18 protein-coding genes are annotated in these 15,943 nt (G+C 68.9%); 4 read left to right on the top strand and 14 right to left on the bottom strand.

The features are described 5' to 3' along the window. Positions 1 to 73: 73 nt before the first annotated feature. From J2X45_RS16805 to J2X45_RS16795, 3 genes are all read right to left on the bottom strand, one after another. Positions 74 to 1,015 (bottom strand): bifunctional riboflavin kinase/FAD synthetase, encoded by a 942-nt coding sequence (locus tag J2X45_RS16805; RefSeq protein ID WP_310217028.1) that lies wholly within the window; start codon positions 1,013 to 1,015, stop codon positions 74 to 76. Then, positions 1,015 to 1,440, bottom strand: a complete 426-nt coding sequence (locus tag J2X45_RS16800) for a MaoC family dehydratase (protein ID WP_310217026.1) — start codon at positions 1,438 to 1,440, stop codon at positions 1,015 to 1,017. Before J2X45_RS16800 ends, J2X45_RS16805 begins: the two co-directional genes overlap by 1 nt. A gap of 112 nt (positions 1,441 to 1,552) precedes the next feature. Beyond that, positions 1,553 to 2,413, bottom strand: coding sequence for a TIGR01459 family HAD-type hydrolase (locus J2X45_RS16795; RefSeq protein ID WP_310217024.1), 861 nt, complete (start codon positions 2,411 to 2,413; stop codon positions 1,553 to 1,555). 147 nt (positions 2,414 to 2,560) lie between these two features. On the opposite strand from J2X45_RS16795, the gene J2X45_RS16790 reads away from it, so the two are divergent. Further along, on the top strand, positions 2,561 to 3,127 hold the full coding sequence (locus J2X45_RS16790) for an NnrU family protein (protein ID WP_310217022.1): 567 nt from the start codon (positions 2,561 to 2,563) through the stop codon (positions 3,125 to 3,127). 147 nt (positions 3,128 to 3,274) lie between these two features. Here J2X45_RS16790 and J2X45_RS16785 read toward each other — a convergent pair whose 3' ends face one another. The 3 genes from J2X45_RS16785 to J2X45_RS16775 form a co-directional block, all read right to left on the bottom strand. After that, positions 3,275 to 3,961 carry a 2OG-Fe(II) oxygenase gene (locus tag J2X45_RS16785; protein WP_310217020.1) on the bottom strand — a complete coding sequence of 229 codons (687 nt, stop codon included), beginning with the start codon at positions 3,959 to 3,961 and terminating at the stop codon, positions 3,275 to 3,277. Continuing rightward, on the bottom strand, positions 3,958 to 4,185 hold the full coding sequence (locus J2X45_RS16780) for an Ada metal-binding domain-containing protein (RefSeq protein WP_310217017.1): 228 nt from the start codon (positions 4,183 to 4,185) through the stop codon (positions 3,958 to 3,960). Before J2X45_RS16780 ends, J2X45_RS16785 begins: the two co-directional genes overlap by 4 nt. Before the next feature lie 78 nt (positions 4,186 to 4,263). Further along, on the bottom strand, positions 4,264 to 5,532 hold the full coding sequence (locus J2X45_RS16775) for an EAL domain-containing protein (protein ID WP_310217014.1): 1,269 nt from the start codon (positions 5,530 to 5,532) through the stop codon (positions 4,264 to 4,266). Between the two features lie 188 nt (positions 5,533 to 5,720). On the opposite strand from J2X45_RS16775, the gene J2X45_RS16770 reads away from it, so the two are divergent. Then, the gene (locus J2X45_RS16770; protein WP_310217012.1) at positions 5,721 to 6,041 is read left to right on the top strand and encodes a ferrous iron transport protein A; all 321 of its coding nucleotides are present in this window, start codon (positions 5,721 to 5,723) and stop codon (positions 6,039 to 6,041) included. A 4-nt stretch (positions 6,042 to 6,045) separates the two neighbouring features. Further along, a complete protein-coding gene (gene feoB, locus J2X45_RS16765) occupies positions 6,046 to 7,953 on the top strand; it encodes a ferrous iron transport protein B (protein WP_310217009.1) in 1,908 nt (635 codons plus the stop codon). A 28-nt stretch (positions 7,954 to 7,981) separates the two neighbouring features. Here feoB and J2X45_RS16760 read toward each other — a convergent pair whose 3' ends face one another. The 4 genes from J2X45_RS16760 to J2X45_RS16745 all read right to left on the bottom strand — a co-directional run bounded on the left by J2X45_RS16760 (position 7,982) and on the right by J2X45_RS16745 (position 12,677). After that, a complete protein-coding gene (locus J2X45_RS16760; protein WP_310217007.1) occupies positions 7,982 to 9,010 on the bottom strand; it encodes a helix-turn-helix domain-containing protein in 1,029 nt (342 codons plus the stop codon). A gap of 337 nt (positions 9,011 to 9,347) precedes the next feature. Continuing rightward, on the bottom strand, positions 9,348 to 10,589 hold the full coding sequence (locus J2X45_RS16755; RefSeq protein ID WP_310217005.1) for a DUF418 domain-containing protein: 1,242 nt from the start codon (positions 10,587 to 10,589) through the stop codon (positions 9,348 to 9,350). A gap of 33 nt (positions 10,590 to 10,622) precedes the next feature. Further along, the gene (locus tag J2X45_RS16750; RefSeq protein ID WP_310217002.1) at positions 10,623 to 11,501 is read right to left on the bottom strand and encodes a 3-hydroxybutyryl-CoA dehydrogenase; all 879 of its coding nucleotides are present in this window, start codon (positions 11,499 to 11,501) and stop codon (positions 10,623 to 10,625) included. Positions 11,502 to 11,639: 138 nt separating this feature from the next. Beyond that, positions 11,640 to 12,677 carry a lysine-2,3-aminomutase-like protein gene (locus J2X45_RS16745; RefSeq protein WP_310216999.1) on the bottom strand — a complete coding sequence of 346 codons (1,038 nt, stop codon included), beginning with the start codon at positions 12,675 to 12,677 and terminating at the stop codon, positions 11,640 to 11,642. A 142-nt stretch (positions 12,678 to 12,819) separates the two neighbouring features. On the opposite strand from J2X45_RS16745, the gene J2X45_RS16740 reads away from it, so the two are divergent. After that, positions 12,820 to 13,308, top strand: coding sequence for a hypothetical protein (locus tag J2X45_RS16740; RefSeq protein ID WP_310216994.1), 489 nt, complete (start codon positions 12,820 to 12,822; stop codon positions 13,306 to 13,308). On the opposite strand, the gene J2X45_RS16735 is transcribed toward J2X45_RS16740, so the two are convergent. From J2X45_RS16735 to epmA, 4 genes are all read right to left on the bottom strand, one after another. Next, the gene (locus tag J2X45_RS16735; RefSeq protein ID WP_310216991.1) at positions 13,305 to 14,006 is read right to left on the bottom strand and encodes a VIT family protein; all 702 of its coding nucleotides are present in this window, start codon (positions 14,004 to 14,006) and stop codon (positions 13,305 to 13,307) included. The two genes, J2X45_RS16740 and J2X45_RS16735, sit on opposite strands and share 4 nt — an antisense overlap. 77 nt (positions 14,007 to 14,083) lie before the next feature. Beyond that, a complete protein-coding gene (locus J2X45_RS16730) occupies positions 14,084 to 14,524 on the bottom strand; it encodes a TerB family tellurite resistance protein (protein ID WP_310216989.1) in 441 nt (146 codons plus the stop codon). Next, a complete protein-coding gene (locus J2X45_RS16725) occupies positions 14,482 to 14,760 on the bottom strand; it encodes a hypothetical protein (protein ID WP_310216987.1) in 279 nt (92 codons plus the stop codon). The genes J2X45_RS16730 and J2X45_RS16725 overlap by 43 nt, the downstream gene beginning before the upstream one ends. Before the next feature lie 129 nt (positions 14,761 to 14,889). Beyond that, positions 14,890 to 15,936: an EF-P lysine aminoacylase EpmA gene (gene epmA / locus J2X45_RS16720; RefSeq protein ID WP_310216984.1), complete on the bottom strand. Its 1,047-nt coding sequence runs from the start codon at positions 15,934 to 15,936 to the stop codon at positions 14,890 to 14,892. Positions 15,937 to 15,943 lie beyond the last annotated feature (7 nt).

Genomic DNA, 15,943 nt, shown 5'->3' with positions numbered 1-15,943 from the left:
AAAGGGCTTCTCCCGTGGCGGGAGTGGGGGGCTTTTTTGAAGCCCTCTCTCTAAGAGAGAGGGAATCCTCTCCCTAAAACGCCGGCGCCACGATCGCCCGGGCGGCCTGCTCGTCGCGGCGGATCTGGTCGATCATCAGCTCCAGGCTGTCGAACTTCAGCTCCGGACGCAGGAAGGCGATCAGCTGGGTCTCGATGATCTGGCCGTAGAGGTCCTCGTCGAAGTCGAACAGCCAGGTCTCCAGCCGCGTCTCGACATGGCCCGTGGTCGGGTTGTTGCCGAGATTGGCCACGCCCGGCGCCTCGCGGCCGTCGGGCAGGCGGGTGCGGGTGGCGTAGACGCCGAGTTTCGGGACCACATAGTCCTCGACCTCGACATTGGCGGTGGGAAAGCCCAGCTGGCGGCCCAGCTGCTGGCCGCGCCGGACCACGCCCTCGATGGCGAACGGCCGCCCCAGGATCGCCGCCGCCTGCTCGGGCTGACCGGCCCGTAGGGCGTCGCGCACGGCGGTCGACGAGAACTTCTCGCCGTCGCCGCTGGCCACCGGTTCGGCGATCGAGACGGTGAAGCCGTACTCTTCTCCGTAAGCGCGCAGCAGGTCGGGACTGCCGGTGCGGCCGCGCCCGAACGAGATGTCGAAGCCGGCGGCGACATGGGTGACGCCCAGGCCCTCGACCAGCACCTTCTCAACGAACTCGCGGTCGCCGTAGCTGGCCATCTCAAAGTCGAACGGCAGCAGGTAGAAGGTGTCGACGCCTAGCCCTGCCAGCGCCCGGGCCTGCTGGCTGTGGGTCATCAGCTTGAAGGACGGCTCGGTGGGCCGGAACAGGCGGCGCGGATGCGGGTCGAAGCTGATCACGCCCAGCGGCGCCTTGCTGGCCATGGCCGCCTTGGCGGCCTGGGCGATCACCTGCTGGTGGCCGCGATGCACGCCGTCGAAATTGCCGAGCGCGACGGACGCGCCGCGCTGCTCCGGCGGCAGGGTCTTCCAGGCGTGGACAGTCTTCAGGGGCATCAGGCGGCCTTGCGGGGGACCATGACCACAGCCTCGCCGTCGACCACCGGCTTGCCGCCCACCAGGCAGACGGTGGCGAGGGTGACGCGGGCCTTGGCCTCGTCGATTTCGGTGATGGTGGCGCGGGCGGTGACGGCGTCACCGATCTTCACCGGGCGCTTGAAGCGCAGCGCCTGCGACAGGTAGATCGCGCCGGGCCCGGGCAGGGTCGTGCCCAGCACCGCCGAGATATAGCCGGCCGACAGCATGCCGTGGGCGATGCGTTCGCCGAAGCTCGTCTTGGCGGCGTAGTCGGCGTCCAGGTGGACGGGATTGTTGTCGCCGGTGACCTCGGCGAAGGCCACGATGTCGGCCTCGCCGACGGTGCGGACCAGCTCGGCCGATTGGCCCACGCTCAGCTCTTCCAGGAATTTGCCCTGCATCACGCGTTCCCCTGCGGTTCTTATTGTGCGTTGCACACAGTGTAGCCGCGTAAGCGCATCCAGCAAAAGTGCTTCCGGTTTTGCGGCTGGATGCGCGCCCACAAGACGTCCTGCTTCACCAGACCAGATCGCCGATCGCGTGGGTCGCGCCCACGGCCTCGGCGTCCAGCAGGGCGTGGACGGCGTCGGGAACCAGCTGGCCGTCGGGACCCACGGCCTTGTCGCCATGGATGCCCTTGGCCACGAACAGGCAGGCCAGCTTCTGGTCGTGAGCGCCCTTCACGTCGGTGATGACGCCGTCGCCGACGCAGACGATGCGGGCGCGATCGACCGGGCGGCCCAGCAGCCGCTCGGCCTCGGCGACCGCCAGATCGTAGATCTGGCCGTAGGGCTTGCCGGCCATCACCACCTGGCCGCCCAGGCTCTCATAGAGATCGGCCAGGGCGCCGGCGCAGTAGATCAGCCGATCGCCGCGCTGCACCACGCGGTCGGGATTGGCGCAGATGAACAAGAGCCCCCGCTCGGCGGCGACCTTCAGGCGGTCGCGATAGTCCTCGGGCGTCTCGACCTCGTCCTCGTAGAGGCCGGTGCACGAGATGAAGTCGGCGTCCTCGCAGCCGGCGCCGATCAGGTCGATGCCCTCATAGAGCACCTCGTCGCGCGCGGGGCCGATCTTCCAGACCTTGCCCGGCGCGTTGGCCTTCAGCAGCGCGCGCGTCGCGTCGCCCGAGGTGACGAAACCCTGCCAGGACGAGCGCGGCACGCCCAGCGCGTCCAGCTGCGCCACCACGTCGTGCGACGGGCGTGGCGAGTTGGAGATCAGCACCACCGGACCCTTGGTCTGCGCCCACTTCGTCAAGGCGTCGCAAGCCTCGGGGAAGCTGGCCACCCCGTTGTGGATCACGCCCCAGACGTCGCACAGCACCACGTCATAGCGGTCGGAAAGGGCGGAAAGGCCGGGGGGAAAATCCATCATGGGCTCGGCGGTAGCGGTCGGGAGGCGGGGCGTCAATGCGATCCGGCCCCTTAGCTGAGCCCTGGGCGGCGGGATTCAAGGTCTCACGCGCCCCGCTATCGAAGACCGGTGTTCCGCGACTATCCTCAGGGCCAAAGGGAGGGCGTCATGACGATTCTGGTTCTTGGCCTTGTGCTGTTTCTGGGAATCCACTCGGTGCGGATCCTCGCCGCGCCCTTCCGCGACTCCCAGGTCGCCGCCAGCCCCAAGCGCTGGCGCGGGCTCTATTCGCTGGTCGCCGCCGCAGGGCTTGGCCTGATCATCTGGGGCTGGATCGTCTATCGCCCCGCCGCGCCGCAGCTCTACGACACGCCAGCCTGGGGGCGTCATGCGGCCATGCTGCTCGTCTGGCTGGCCTTCATCCTCTTGCCCACGGCCAACGCCCCGGCCGGACGGATCAAGGCGACGGTGCGCCACCCGATGCTGCTGGGCGTGATCCTGTGGTCGACCGGCCACCTGCTGGCCAATGGCGACCAGGCCTCGGTGATGCTGTTCGGATCCTTCCTGGCCTGGGCGGTGGTCGACCTGGTCTCCGCCATCGGCCGCAAGGAGCCCGCCCCCGTGGTGGTCAAGCCGCGCTCGGACCTGATCGGCGTACTGGGCGGGACGGTTGTGTATCTGGTGTTCGTGTTCCTGCTGCACCGGCTGCTGTTTGGCGTTTCGCCGATGGGGTGAGGGGGGGAGCGCCAAGATGCTCCCCCGCGATGCGGGGGAGCTGTCGCGGAGCGACTGAGGGGGCTAATGCGGCGCGGGCGGAGCTCGCCCCCTCCGGCCCTCTGGGCCACCTCCCCCGCGATGCGGGGGAGGAACAGTCCCCGCCCCCTACGTCGCATCGTGAAAGATCACCCCCAGCGTCCGCCGCCGGCCGGACCGAACTTCGCTGACCCCGTGCCGCAGCATCCGGCGATGCACGCCGCGCGTTCCTTCGGCCGGGCGCTCTCTGACCGCGAAGATCACGCCTTCCCCTTGTCTTAGCGGCACGACCTGGGGCGCGGACTGCTGGCGGGGGCGTTGCTCGACGAGGACGAACTCGCCGCCGTTGAAGTCGCGGCCGGGTTCGTCCAGCAGGAACGCCCCCTGCAGCGGGAAGACGTGCTCGCCATAGAGGTCCTGGTGCAGGCAGTTGTAGTCGCCGGGGCCGTAGGTCAGCAGCAGGGGCGTGGGGCGCGTCTGCCCCGCGTCGTGGCAGCGGGCCAGCATTGCCTCCAGCGTGTCGGGAAAGCGGCGGTCCTCGCCCAGGCGCTGCGCCCAAGCGTTGGCGATCACCGACAGCGGTCCATAGAGATCCTGGCGCAGGCGCTGCACGATGTCGGGCAGGGGATAGCTGAAATACTTGTACTCGCCGCGCCCAAAGCCGTGGCAGGCCATGACCACGCGGCTGCGGAAGCCTTCGTCGCGGGGATAAAGGTCGGCGACGGCGGCGCAGGTCTCAGGCTTCAGCAACGGGCCGGTCAGGGCCCAGCCGCGCGAATCCAGCTCGGCGGCGATGCGGGTCCAATCGAGAGTCATGCGGCCACGCGATCAGGCTTGCAGCGCAGGCAGGCGCGGAAGCCGGCGGCGCGGGCGGCTTCGCGGCTGTCGTGGAAGACGACGTTCTGGCGCAGCGGGCGGGCCGGACAGCTGGCGATGCAATAGACGCCAGTGGTGCGCACGGCCACGAAGAAGGCCCCGTCGGCGGCGCGGTCGCGCGTCTCCCAGGCCGCCCAGCGGGCGTCGTCGGTGTCATAGGTCATTGAGGGCTCCTTTCACGGGAGACCCTGCCGCCCGCGCGGGACGGCGTCATTCCGATGCTTGCGGTCTTCTGGCGGGTCCTACCAGCCCACGGCGCGGCGACGCATCGGCGCGCGGATGAAGTCGGCGGGCGGGTCGGCCTCGGCCAGCACCGCGTCGCGGATGGCGCGCGGCTCGCCGAACAGGTGGCCCTGGCCATAGCCGATGTCGAGGTCGAGGATCTCGGCCACCTGCTTTTCGGCCTCGACCTTCTCGACGATCACCTCGACGCCGTAGCGACGGGTCAGGGCGGCGAAGTCGCTGGCGTTCAGGTCGGGCAGAGAGGCGATCACCAGCTTGCCGTCCTGCTCCTCCAGCTGGTCCAGCATCATCTGGGCGCCGACCTTCAGGAACTTCACGTCGGCGCGGGCCAGATCCTGGAAGTCGACATCCAGGTCGTTGACCTTGTCCAGGCTGAAGCTGAAGCCCAGGCTGGCCAGACGGGCCATGTGGCGGGCCTCGACCGGGCCGCGACGATCGAACGCCGCCTGGCCCAGCTCGAAGATCACCGCGCCGGCCAGGTCCTTGTTGCCCTGCATGAACTCCAGGAACTGCGGGAAGAAGCTCTCGTCGCCCAGGCTGGCCAGCGAGATGTTGCAGAAGATGCCGACCTTGCGGTCCTGCTTGGCCAGGCGGCGCACGATCTGCACGCAGCGGAACAGCAGGAGGTTGTCGATGGCCGTCATCAGGCCTTCGCCCTCGGCCACCGCCAGATACTCGGCCGGCATCATCACGCGGCCGGTTTCATCGCGAAGGCGCGAGAAGCTCTCGTAGAAGACGGTCCGGCGCTGGGGCAGGCTGACGATCGGCTGCAGGTAGAGATCGACCCGGTTCTCGGCCAGGGCGTCCTGCACCACCTGCAGCATGTGGCTGGCGTGCGGGGCGCGCTCGCGGCCGCTGGTGCGGGCCGAGGCGGCGGCGACCTGGTGGGTCAGCTGGTGCTCCAGGCGGTCGTTCATCTGCTGGATCAGGTCTTCCAGCTGATGCACCTCGGTCGACAGCTCCTCGGAGCGGCGCTGGGCGTCGGCGGCGACCGTGTCGACGAGGTCGGTGACCCGGGCGTCGACCTTCTCGATCTGGTCCAGCAGGATGGCGTGGGCTTCGCGGATGGTGTCGATGTCGACGCGCAGGGCCGCGCCCATAAGGGCCTGGGCGATCAGGCCGTGGAAGGCGAAACACAGACCCAGCGTGCCGATGAACGCAGACACGCCGACAGTCGGCGTCGCTCCCGTCCTCCAGAGGAAGAGGGAGACGATCAAGGCCAGACAGAGATAAGCGCCCGTCAGGAGCGCCAGCATCAGCCTACGCATTATCCGTCCACACGAATCGTTACACGTAATCAGACCGGTCCCGGCCCGAAGAGTCGAATAGATTAACGGCCCTGCGCCATTCCGTCCCAACGATCCTTAAGGGCGCAGCATAACGCAGAACCCCAGGATCGCTGAATCGACATCGGGCGCTTCGACTGATAATCGTTCGCAATCTAATCGGAGCCATGATGTCCGAAGCGTTCGTTTTGTCGCCTGAATTCAACCCGGCCGAGAGCGCGTCGGGCGTGCGTCCCCTGGCCAGCGCCGGCCGCGGCGAGCGCGGTGTGATCGTCAAGGTCACCGGCCACAGCGGCGCGGCCGAGGCGGTGGTCGCCGAAGAGCTGGAGCGTCGCCTGCTGGAGATGGGCTTCGTCGAGGGCGCGTCGATCGAGGTGCTGCACGAGGGCCTGTTCGGGCGCGATCCGATCGCGGTGCGGGTGGACGACACCCGCGTGGCCCTGCGTCGGCGCGAGGCCGGCGCGATCAGCGTGAAATTCGACGGACGCTAAGACCTTGACCCCCCATTCCGGCGCCGCCGCGCCTCCCGTCGCTTCCTCGACCGCCGACACCGCCCGGATCGCCCTGGTCGGCAATCCCAATTCCGGCAAGACCGCCCTGTTCAACGCCCTGACCGGCAGCCGCCAGAAGGTGGCCAACTACGCCGGCGTCACGGTCGAGCGGAAGGAGGGCGTGCTGACCGCGCCCAGCGGCCGCCAGATCCGCGTGCTGGACCTGCCGGGCACCTACTCCCTGCGCGCCCGCAGCCCCGACGAGGCGGTGACCCGCGACGCGGTGCTGGGCAAGCTGGCCGGCGAGGACGCGCCCCAGGCCCTGGTCTGCGTGGCCGACGCCACCAACCTGCGCCTCGTGCTGCGCCTGGCGCTTGAGCTCAAGCAGGTGGGCCGCCCGTTCGTGCTGGCGCTCAACATGTTCGACATCGCCCAGCGCCAGGGCCTGCGGATCGACCTTGAGCGCCTGCAGGCCGAGATCGGCGCGCCGATCGTCACCACGGTGGCCACTCGCAAGCGCGGCCTGCCCGAGCTGCTGGACAAGGTCGAGGCGCTGGTCGACCGCCAGGCCCTGACCGCCGCGAACGTCTGGCATGAGCCCAGCCCCGCCGAGATCCGCGCCGCCCACGCCGAGGCCCAGCGCATCTTCAAGGCCTGCGTAAAGCCGCCCGAGCGGCCCGACACCGTCACCGGCAAGATCGACGACGTGCTGCTGCATCCGGTGGCGGGTCTCGTGATCCTGTTGGGCCTCTTGTTCGTCATGTTCCAGGCGGTGTTCACCTGGGCCACGCCCGCCATGGACGGCATCGACGCGGGTTTCGCGGCCCTGATCGAGCTGACCAACGCCAGCCTGCCCCAGGGGCTTCTGACCAGTTTCATCGCCGATGGCCTGATCGCCGGCGTCGGCAGCGTGCTGGTGTTCCTGCCGCAGATCCTGATCCTGTTCTTCTTCATCCTGCTCTTGGAAGACAGCGGCTACATGGCCCGCGCGGCCTTCCTGATGGACAAGATTATGGGCGGCGCTGGCCTTCACGGCCGCGCCTTCATTCCGCTGCTCAGCAGCTTCGCCTGCGCCATTCCCGGCATCATGTCGACGCGGGTGATCGACAACCGGCAGGACCGCCTGACCACGATCCTGGTCGCGCCGCTGATGACCTGCTCGGCGCGGATCCCCGTCTACACCCTGATCATCGGCGCCTTCATCCCGCAGCAGACGGTCTGGGGCGTGCTGTCGCTGCAGGGGCTTGTGATGTTCGGCCTCTACGCCAGCGGCATCGTCAGCGCGCTCCTGGTCTCGTTCGTGATCCGGCGCGTGTTCTGGCGCGGCGCGGTCGAGCCCTTCATGATGGAGCTGCCGACCTATCGCTGGCCCGAGCCGCGCAACGTGCTGATGAACCTGTGGACGCGCGCCCGCATCTTCATGAGCCGCGCGGGTCGGATCATCCTGCCGCTGATGGTGCTGGTCTGGGTGCTGTCGACCTTCCCGTATCCGCCGGACGGCGCGACGGGGCCGGCCATCGACTACTCCATCGCCGGACGCCTGGGCCAGTTCCTGGCGCCCCTGATGGCCCCGATCGGCTTCAACTGGCAGATGACCGTGGCCCTGATCCCGGGCATGGCCGCCCGTGAGGTCGCCGTGGCGGTGCTGGGCACCGTCTACGCCGTCGGCGGCGAGGACGGCGAGACGGGCGCCTTGTCGACCCTGCTGAAGAATCAGTGGTCGCTGGCCAGCGCCCTGTCGTTCCTGGCCTGGTACGTCTTCGCGCCGCAGTGCCTGCCCACCCTGGGCGTGGTCAAGCGCGAGACCAACAGCTGGGTCTGGCCGACCATCATGTTCGTCTACATGGTCGCCCTGGCCTATATCGCGGCCTTCGTGACCTACCATGTCGCCGTGGCGCTGGGGGCGGGATGAATCCCTCTCTCGGGAGAGAGGGATTTACTTAAAGCAAGCTCCCCAGCCAGACGAACACGTCGTCCGGCCGCTCCAGGGCCGACAGGCCCTCCTGCCGCGCCGCGCCGCCCAGGCGGCGCAGGCGGCCGGGGGTGACGCCGAAGCGGGCGCGGAACACGCGGCTGAAGTGGGCGTCCGAGCGGAAGCCCAGGCCATAGCCGATCTCGGCCAGGGTCTTGCGCTCGCTCTGGTCGCGGATGAGCTCATCGAAGGCCTGGTCGAGCCGTCTCGCCTGGATGAAGGCGCTGACCCCGCCGGCCGGCTCGAACACCTTGTAGAGCAGGCTGCGTGAGATCCCCAGGTGCTCACGCACCGCCTCGGGCGACAGGTCCGGGTCGGCCAGACGGCTAACGACGAAGTCACGAGCCGAGGCCAGCAGCATCTTCTCCACCGGCCGGGCGTCGCCGCCGCCGACCTCGCCGTGGGCCAGGATCGCGGCGCTGAACAGGGTCGCCGCCGCCTTGGCCGCCAGCGACGCCTCGGCGGTGGTGATCGTCTGGATGCTGTCCCAGACCGCCCGCATGTGGGCGCCGAGCATCCGGCCCGAGGGCGTGTCTTCGGACACCACGCGGCCGTGGAAGTCTATCTGATCGACCTGCTCGTCCAGCATGGCGCGCGGGATGGCCAGGTTCAGGGTCTCGAAGGCGGCGGTGGTCATGTCGAAGGGGCGCGACATGTCGACAAGACGGATCGAGCCCATCCCGCCGTCGGCCGGGCGGCCGTCATAGATCCCGCTCCAGCCGCCCGAGCTCAGCTCCAGCACCGCCAGCACGGAGTCGGCGGAGTCGGCGATGATGTGGGCGTAGCGGCGATCAAACCGCTGGGGCACGCCCTTGCATCGCGCCAGGACGACGCCGCCCAGATTGTAGCCGTCCATGCGATTGTGGAATTCGGCGTCGGGACCCAGCAGCGTGACCTCGAACAACTGGGCGCAGGCCTGCCGGTATCGCTCGGCGGCGTCCGCCTGCTCCCGAGCGTCCAGAATCCACAAGTCTCTCGGCGGCGTCTCAGCGTGCATGGGTCCTCAGCGATCGAGGAGCCTCTCGCCGATTCCGGACAGCTAGACAATAGAACGTGGACGCCCGGGCAATGACACAGCGGCGCCGCAGCGCGACAAGGAGCGCGCTTTCTCGAGCGCGCCGGTGGGGTAGTTGGCGCGTTCGGGAAAGTGGTCGCTGACTCCTCCGCCGGGGTTCGGCGGTCTAGCCGACGCGATTCCCCTGTCGCGTCGGCCTCGGGGACGAGTTTCCAGACCTTGATCGGGGGATCATCGCGTCTGGATCGGGGGGAAGCGAAGGGCGCGCGCGTGAGGGTGCGCGCGCCTGGATCTCCGGGAAATTCAGGTTCTTAGGGTCTCAGGCGTCACGGGCCAGACCCTTGCCATAGGACAGGCGTCGCCAGATCCATTCCATCGGGCCCATCGAGACGCGCGACAGCCACAGCGGCGACCAGATCAGCTGCAGCGCCCAGATGGCGATCACGCAGCCCCACAGCTCGACCCGGTTGAGCTCGCCAAACAGGCCAAGGCCGCGACCGCTCCAGAACAGCGTCGTCATCAGGATCGACTGGGTCAGGTAGTTGGTGAAGGCCATCTGGCCCAGCCGCGCCACGGGGCTCAGCAGGGCGGCGAACAGACGCGAGCGGATCAGCAGGATGGCCAGGGAGGCATAACCCAGCGTGATCGGCAGGCTGGCGAACTCATAGGCCAGGTTGTAGCGGCCCATGGCCTGCGGCTTGGCGAAGTCGGTGGCCAGCTTCATGCCGTTCTCCCAGCCGGTCCAGGCCAGGCCCGCGCCGCCCAGCGCGACCAGCAGCAGGTAAACCCAGGTCTTGGCCTTGCCGGTCAGGAAGCCGGTCTTGAACAGCGCCATGCCCAGCAGCATCAGGGCGCCGGTGCGCCAGATGAACACGATCAGGCTGGCGGGCTGCAGGACCATCCAGCTCTTGAAGTTCTCGCCCAGGGCCGAAACCAGGCCGCCGCGCATCGCCGCCGTGGCGGCCGCCACGTTCACGCCGGACCCGGGCTGGCTCATCTGGGCGATGATCTTTTGCTGCAGCTCGGCCGGGGCGCTTTCCAGCAGGATCAGCGGCGCGACCGCCAGGGCCGAGCCCAGCAGCAGGATCGTCAGGCTGACGGTGAACAGCCGCCGGGGCGTCCACGACCGCGCCAGCAGGGCGACAAAGCCCGTGCAGGCGTAGAGCAGCAGGATGTCCCCGTACCAGATCAGCAGGCCATGCAGCAGGCCGATCACCAGCAGCCAGCCCAGCCGTCGGCGCAGCAGGGCGCCGCGCGCCTTGTCCGAGCGCTCGCCGCCGACCAGCAGGATCGACACCCCGAACAGGATCGAGAACAGGGTGACGAACTTGTAGTGGAAGAAGGTCTGGACCACCCACCAGGCCATGCCTTCGCTTCCGGCCATCCCGAAGGGCGACAGCTCGGGCGACATGTAGACCGACATCGGCAGGCCGAAGGCCACGGCGTTGACCGCCAGGATGCCCATGACGCCCAGGCCCCGCAGGACGTCCAGGCTGAGGTGGCGGTCAGCCTTGGCGACGGGGCGCAGGGCCTCCGTCGTGGGCGCGGTGGTGTCGGTCATGGCGTCCCCTTTTCGGAGACGCCGCCCGCTCATCTAGCGCGTGGGAACCGGCGTCTCGCCCCGGTAGTCATAGAAGCCGCGTCCGGTCTTTTTGCCAAGCCAGCCGGCCTCGACATATTTCACCAGCAGCGGGCAGGGGCGGTACTTGCTGTCGGCCAGACCTTCGTGGAGCACGTTCATGATGCTCAGCACCGTGTCCAGGCCGATGAAGTCGCCCAGCTCCAGCGGACCCATCGGGTGGTTGGCGCCCAGCTTCATCGCCGTATCGATGGCGTCGACCGTGCCGACCCCTTCGTACAGCGTGTAGATCGCCTCGTTGATCATCGGCACCAGCACGCGGTTGACGATGAAGGCGGGGAAGTCTTCGGCGTTGCTGGTGATCTTGCCCAGCGACTGGGCGAAGTTGACCGCCGTCTCGTAGGTCGGGACGTCCGTGGCGATGCCGCGGATGATCTCGACCAGCTTCATCAGCGGCACGGGGTTCATGAAGTGCAGGCCGATGAAGCGCTCGGGGCGGTCCGTGGCCGAGGCCAGGCGCGTGATCGAGATCGACGAGGTGTTCGAGGCCAGCAGCGTCTCGGGCTTGAGGTGCGGCTGCAGGCTGCGGAAGATCGACTTCTTGACCTCCTCGTTCTCGGTCGCCGCCTCGATGGCGAGGTCCGTGGCGCCGACGGCTTCCAGACCCTCGGCGGGCTGGATGCGGGCGAGAGCCGCCTTCATCGCCGCGTCGTCGATGATCCCACGGCCAACCTGGCGGGCCATGTTCTTCTCGATGACGGCGATACCGGCCTCGATCCGCTCGCGCGAGATGTCGTGAAGCCGTACGTCATAGCCGCCCAGGGCGACGACATGCGCGATGCCTGACCCCATCTGGCCGGCGCCGATCACGCCGACCGTCTTGATTTCACTCATAAAAGCCAAGCCTTCGCTTGAATTTGCGCCGGACGCAGCAGCCCGGGCCATCTGTTGTGACGACTTTTCTAGCACGAGAAGCCCCGCGCCCGCCAAGGCTTTGCTGCGTCGCAACGCGGGCCTTCTCTCAGGCGGCCTTCAGGCCGTGGGCGGATAGGGGCGCACGGCGCCGTCCGGGTCCTCGACGCCGCCGTCCTCGAGGTAGGTCGGGCCGACCGGAACCTTGCCGTGGCCGCCCGGGATGTCGAGCACGTAGGTGGGCTGTGCCAGGCCCGACAGAGTCCCGCGCAGGGCCCGCATGATCGCCTGACCCTCGGCCACCGTGGTCCGCAGGTGCGCCGTGCCGGGCGCCAGATCGCCGTGGTGCAGATAGTAGGGCTTGATCCGCGTCTCGACGAAGGCGCGCATCAGCGCGGCCAGGCTCGCAGGGTCGTCATTGACGCCTCGCAACAGCACCGTCTGGCTGACCATCGGGATCCCTGCGTCGATGATCCGCGCGCAGGCGGCGCGGGCGGCGGGCGTCAGTTCGCGGGCGTGGTTGGCGTGCAGCGCGACATAGACGGCCTTCGACGAGCGTTTCAGCGCCGCCGCCAGTTCATCCGTCACCGCCTCGGGATCGACCGCCGGGACGCGGGTGTGGAAGCGCACGATCTTGACGTGCGCGATCGCCTCGAGCCGGTCCATCAGGTCGCGGAGGCGCCGGGGCGACAGCACCAGCGGATCGCCGCCGGTGACGATCACCTCCCAGATCTGCGGGCGCTGCGCGATATAGGCGAAGGCCGCGTCCAGCTGGTCCGGCGTCAGGTTGGACAGCCCCTCGGGCCCGACCATCTCGCGCCGGAAGCAGAACCGGCAATAGACCGCGCAGGTGTGGGTCGGCTTCAACAGCACCCGGTCGGGATAGCGGTGGACGATCCCCTCGACCGGGCTGTGGGCGGCGTCGCCGATCGGGTCGCCGTCTTCGCCCGGACTGGCGACCAGCTCCTCGGGCGAGGGGACGAACTGCCGTGCGATCGGGTCGTACTCGTCGCTGATCTCGATCAGCTCAGCCATGGCCGGCGTGATCGCCACCGCATAGCGCGCCGCAACCGCCTCCAGCGCCGGCAGGCGCTCGGACGGGACCAGACCGGCCTCGGCCAGGGACCGGGCGTCGCGAAGGGTCTTGGCGGGGGACATGAGGCGCGGGGATATGCGGGATTTTCCGCCGCGAGGCAAATTCGCCGGCGTTACAGGCCACAACCCTCTCCGGCCTGACAACAGCAAGGCGGGTTGACGGTCCCTGCCGCCCCGTTTCCTCTTCGAGAAAATGGGGGCTGGAATGACCATTCAAAATCTTGGCGGGCTGGGGGACTTCGTCGGCGGCGTGGGTGTGCTCGTCACCTTGGTCTACGCCTTTTTTGAGTACCGTCGAAACCGCACTGAACGCGAGATGCAGGCTGCGTTCGAGGGCGAGATCGCATGGTCCGACTTCAACCTGGCTGTGGCGGAGGACGCCGGCCTGGCGGAGCTGTCGGTGCGCAGCTTTGCGCCGGACGCCAAACCTGAGGACTTCACGCCCGCCGAGCAGGCCCAGCTGAACTTCATCTCGCGGGCGTTCCTGCACCGGTTAGAGGCGCAGTGGTTCGTGTCGCACCGACGTGGCCTGCCGCCTGACATCTGGCGCAAACGACGCCAGTGGGGGCGCGCCTATATCGAAAGCGGCATGGGGCGCCTGGCCTGGGAGCGGGAAAAGGCCAGCGGCAACCTGACGCCCGCCTTCGTCAAGGAGATCGAAAGCGCGCCGTTGATCACGACGCTGCCGGCCTAAACCACGGCCCCGAACAGCTTGCCGATCATGGCGGTGACTCCCAGCGCCAGGGCGCCCCAGAAGGTCACGCGCAGCATGGGCTTCCAGGGGCTGGCGCCGCCCGCCCACGCGCCCAGCCAGCCCAGCACCGCAAGGAACACGAGGGTGGCGACCGAGATGGTCGGGATGATCACCGGCAGCGGCGCCAGCATCGACACCAGCAGCGGCATGGCCGCGCCGACCGCGAAGGTGGCAGCCGAGGTCAGGGCCGCCTGCACCGGACGCGCCGTGACGTGTTCCGAAATGCCCAGCTCGTCGCGGGCGTGGGCGGCCAGGGCGTCGCCGGCGTTCAGCTGTTCGGCGACCTGCCGCGCCAGGTCGGGGGTGAGACCGCGCGAGACATAGATCGCGGTCATTTCCGCCAGCTCTTCCTCGGGCTGGGTCTCCAGCTCCTTGCGTTCGCGGGCCAGGTCGGCGGCCTCGCTGTCGGCCTGGGAGGCGACGGAGACATATTCCCCGGCCGCCATCGACATGGCGCCGGCCACCAGGCCTGCGCTCGCCGCCAGCAGGATCGGGCCACGCGTCGCTTCGGCGGCCGCCACGCCGACCACCAGCGAGGCGGTCGAGACGATGCCGTCATTGGCGCCCAGCACCGCTGCGCGGAGCCAGCCGATCCGCGACACCGCGTGGCGTTCGACATGGGCTTTCAAGCGGGTCATCGGCGGCTCCTGGTTCCCCGGCACTGTGGGTTACAGCAGGACGCGCAGCCTTGATCCGCGTCAAGCGCGCGGGGCGGTCAAGGCAGAACCCGCACGGGGCTGACGTCGAGCCAGGCGCAGATGTCGAGCACCGCCGAGCGCTCTTCGGCTTCCAGCCCGCCGTCGATCGACACCGCCACGGCGGCGGCGGCGACGCCCTCCGCCTCCGCGCGGCCCTTCAGGCGGCGGATCATCAACTCGGCCTCGACCCAGGCCTCTTCGGGGCGGGTGTCGAACCGCGCGTCCAGCGTCTCGAAGGTCTGCAAGGCGGCCTCGAGATCGGCGCCCTCGAGGCCAACATGCCGCTTCAGGCCCTCGACCATGCGCCCGCGCTCGTCGGGCGTCACGGCGCCGTCGACCTGGGCGATCAGCACGCAGGCGGCGACCAGGGCGTTCAGCGGTTCACGGTGGGGATCCTCGAGCGCGTCCGGCGCGATCACCGCCACCGCGCGGCCGTGGCGTTCATCTCCTGGGACCAAAGCTGCTCTTTCAGCCGCTCGCGGCGCAGGTCCCAAAGCCTCATCAGGCCCCGGTCGGGGTTGGGCTTGCGGGCTTCCTCATGCAGGGCGGTCGTCAGCCGCGCGATCTCGGCGCGCAGTTGTCGGGCGTTCAACAGGGTCAATAGGCGCTCCTCTGGTATCGAGGGGCGCGCCCGACGCCGGGCGAGGGGTTTGGCGAGAGGGGGTAAACCGCCAGGACCCAACATCGAGCGCACCCGATGCGGTCCGACATCACGTTCGACCTGAGGGGATCGACTACGTCAGAGGGGCCCGGCCCGCAGACTTCATCTTGTGCGAACGCGTAGAATTCTCAAGAGGGGTATGGAAAAATTTTCAGCCGGCGCTCACCCCGCCACCGGCGTCCAGACCACGTCCTCGATCCGACGCGCGCCGATGGCCAGCAGCACCAGGCGGTCAAAGCCCAGCGCCGAGCCCGAGGCTGGCGGCATGTGCGCCAGGGCCTCCAGGAAGTCCTCGTCGATCGGATAGCGCTCGCCGTAGATCCGCGCCTTCTCGTCCATCTCGATCAGGAACCGGCGGCGCTGCTCGACCGGGTCGGTGAGTTCGCCAAACGCATTGGCCAGCTCCACCCCGCAGGCATAGAGCTCGAAGCGCTCGGCCACGCGCGGGTCAGCGTCCTTGGGACGGGCCAGGGCCGCCTCGCTGATCGGGTATTCGCAGAGGATGGTGGCCCGGCCTTCGCCCAGGCGCGGCTCGACCTTCTCGACGATGATGCGGCTGAAGATGTCGGCCCAGCCGTCGTCCTCGGCCACCCGGATCCCGGCGGCGCGGGCCTGCGCGGCCAGGGCCTCGCGGTCGGTCGATCCGTCCGCCGCCACGCTGGCCAGGAGGTCGACGCCCGCATGGCGCGCGAAGGCCTCGGCCACCGACAGGCGCTCGGGCGCGGCGAAGGGATCACAGGTCATACCCCGGAAGTCGAAGCGCTGGGTCCCCGCCGTTTCCGCGGCCAGGGCCAGCAGGGTCGCGCAGTCGTCCATCAGGGTCTGGTAGGGCGCGGCGGTCCGGTACCATTCCAGCATGGTGAACTCCGGATGATGCAGCGGCCCGCGCTCGCGATTGCGCCACACCTTGGAGAGGCTGAAGATCTTCTCCTCGCCGGCGGCCAAGAGCTTCTTGCAGGCGAACTCGGGCGAGGTGTGCAGATAGAGCGGGCTGGCCTCGCCCGCGATGGTCAGGGCCTGCGTGGCGAAGGCGTGCAGGTGGGCCTCGTTGCCGGGCGAGACCTGCAGGGCCGCCGCCTCGACCTCCTCGAAGCCCTGACCCTCGAACCAGGCGCGGAAGGCCTTGGTGATCCGGTTGCGCGCCAGCAGGAACGGCCGGCGGTCGGCGTGGACGCCGGCGCGCCACCAGGTCGAGGAAGCTAGGGACAAGGCTGTA

Origin of the sequence: Caulobacter sp. BE264, assembly GCF_031457805.1 — a bacterium.
GTDB lineage: Bacteria > Pseudomonadota > Alphaproteobacteria > Caulobacterales > Caulobacteraceae > Caulobacter.
The sequence above is the reverse complement of the archived record's forward strand: the minus strand, read 5'-3'. Positions and strand labels throughout refer to the sequence as shown.

Excerpts from the sequence above, each read along its gene's own strand:
- J2X45_RS16805 (WP_310217028.1), bottom strand. The coding sequence starts at position 1,015 with ATGCCCCTGAAGACTGTCCACGCCTGGAAGACCCTGCCGCCGGAGCAG.
- J2X45_RS16795 (WP_310217024.1), bottom strand. The coding sequence starts at position 2,413 with ATGATGGATTTTCCCCCCGGCCTTTCCGCCCTTTCCGACCGCTATGAC.
- J2X45_RS16790 (WP_310217022.1), top strand. The coding sequence starts at position 2,561 with ATGACGATTCTGGTTCTTGGCCTTGTGCTGTTTCTGGGAATCCACTCG.
- J2X45_RS16785 (WP_310217020.1), bottom strand. The coding sequence starts at position 3,961 with ATGACTCTCGATTGGACCCGCATCGCCGCCGAGCTGGATTCGCGCGGC.
- J2X45_RS16780 (WP_310217017.1), bottom strand. The coding sequence starts at position 4,185 with ATGACCTATGACACCGACGACGCCCGCTGGGCGGCCTGGGAGACGCGC.
- J2X45_RS16775 (WP_310217014.1), bottom strand. The coding sequence starts at position 5,532 with ATGCGTAGGCTGATGCTGGCGCTCCTGACGGGCGCTTATCTCTGTCTG.
- J2X45_RS16770 (WP_310217012.1), top strand. The coding sequence starts at position 5,721 with ATGTCCGAAGCGTTCGTTTTGTCGCCTGAATTCAACCCGGCCGAGAGC.
- J2X45_RS16760 (WP_310217007.1), bottom strand. The coding sequence starts at position 9,010 with ATGCACGCTGAGACGCCGCCGAGAGACTTGTGGATTCTGGACGCTCGG.
- J2X45_RS16755 (WP_310217005.1), bottom strand. The coding sequence starts at position 10,589 with ATGACCGACACCACCGCGCCCACGACGGAGGCCCTGCGCCCCGTCGCC.
- J2X45_RS16750 (WP_310217002.1), bottom strand. The coding sequence starts at position 11,501 with ATGAGTGAAATCAAGACGGTCGGCGTGATCGGCGCCGGCCAGATGGGG.
- J2X45_RS16745 (WP_310216999.1), bottom strand. The coding sequence starts at position 12,677 with ATGTCCCCCGCCAAGACCCTTCGCGACGCCCGGTCCCTGGCCGAGGCC.
- J2X45_RS16740 (WP_310216994.1), top strand. The coding sequence starts at position 12,820 with ATGACCATTCAAAATCTTGGCGGGCTGGGGGACTTCGTCGGCGGCGTG.
- J2X45_RS16735 (WP_310216991.1), bottom strand. The coding sequence starts at position 14,006 with ATGACCCGCTTGAAAGCCCATGTCGAACGCCACGCGGTGTCGCGGATC.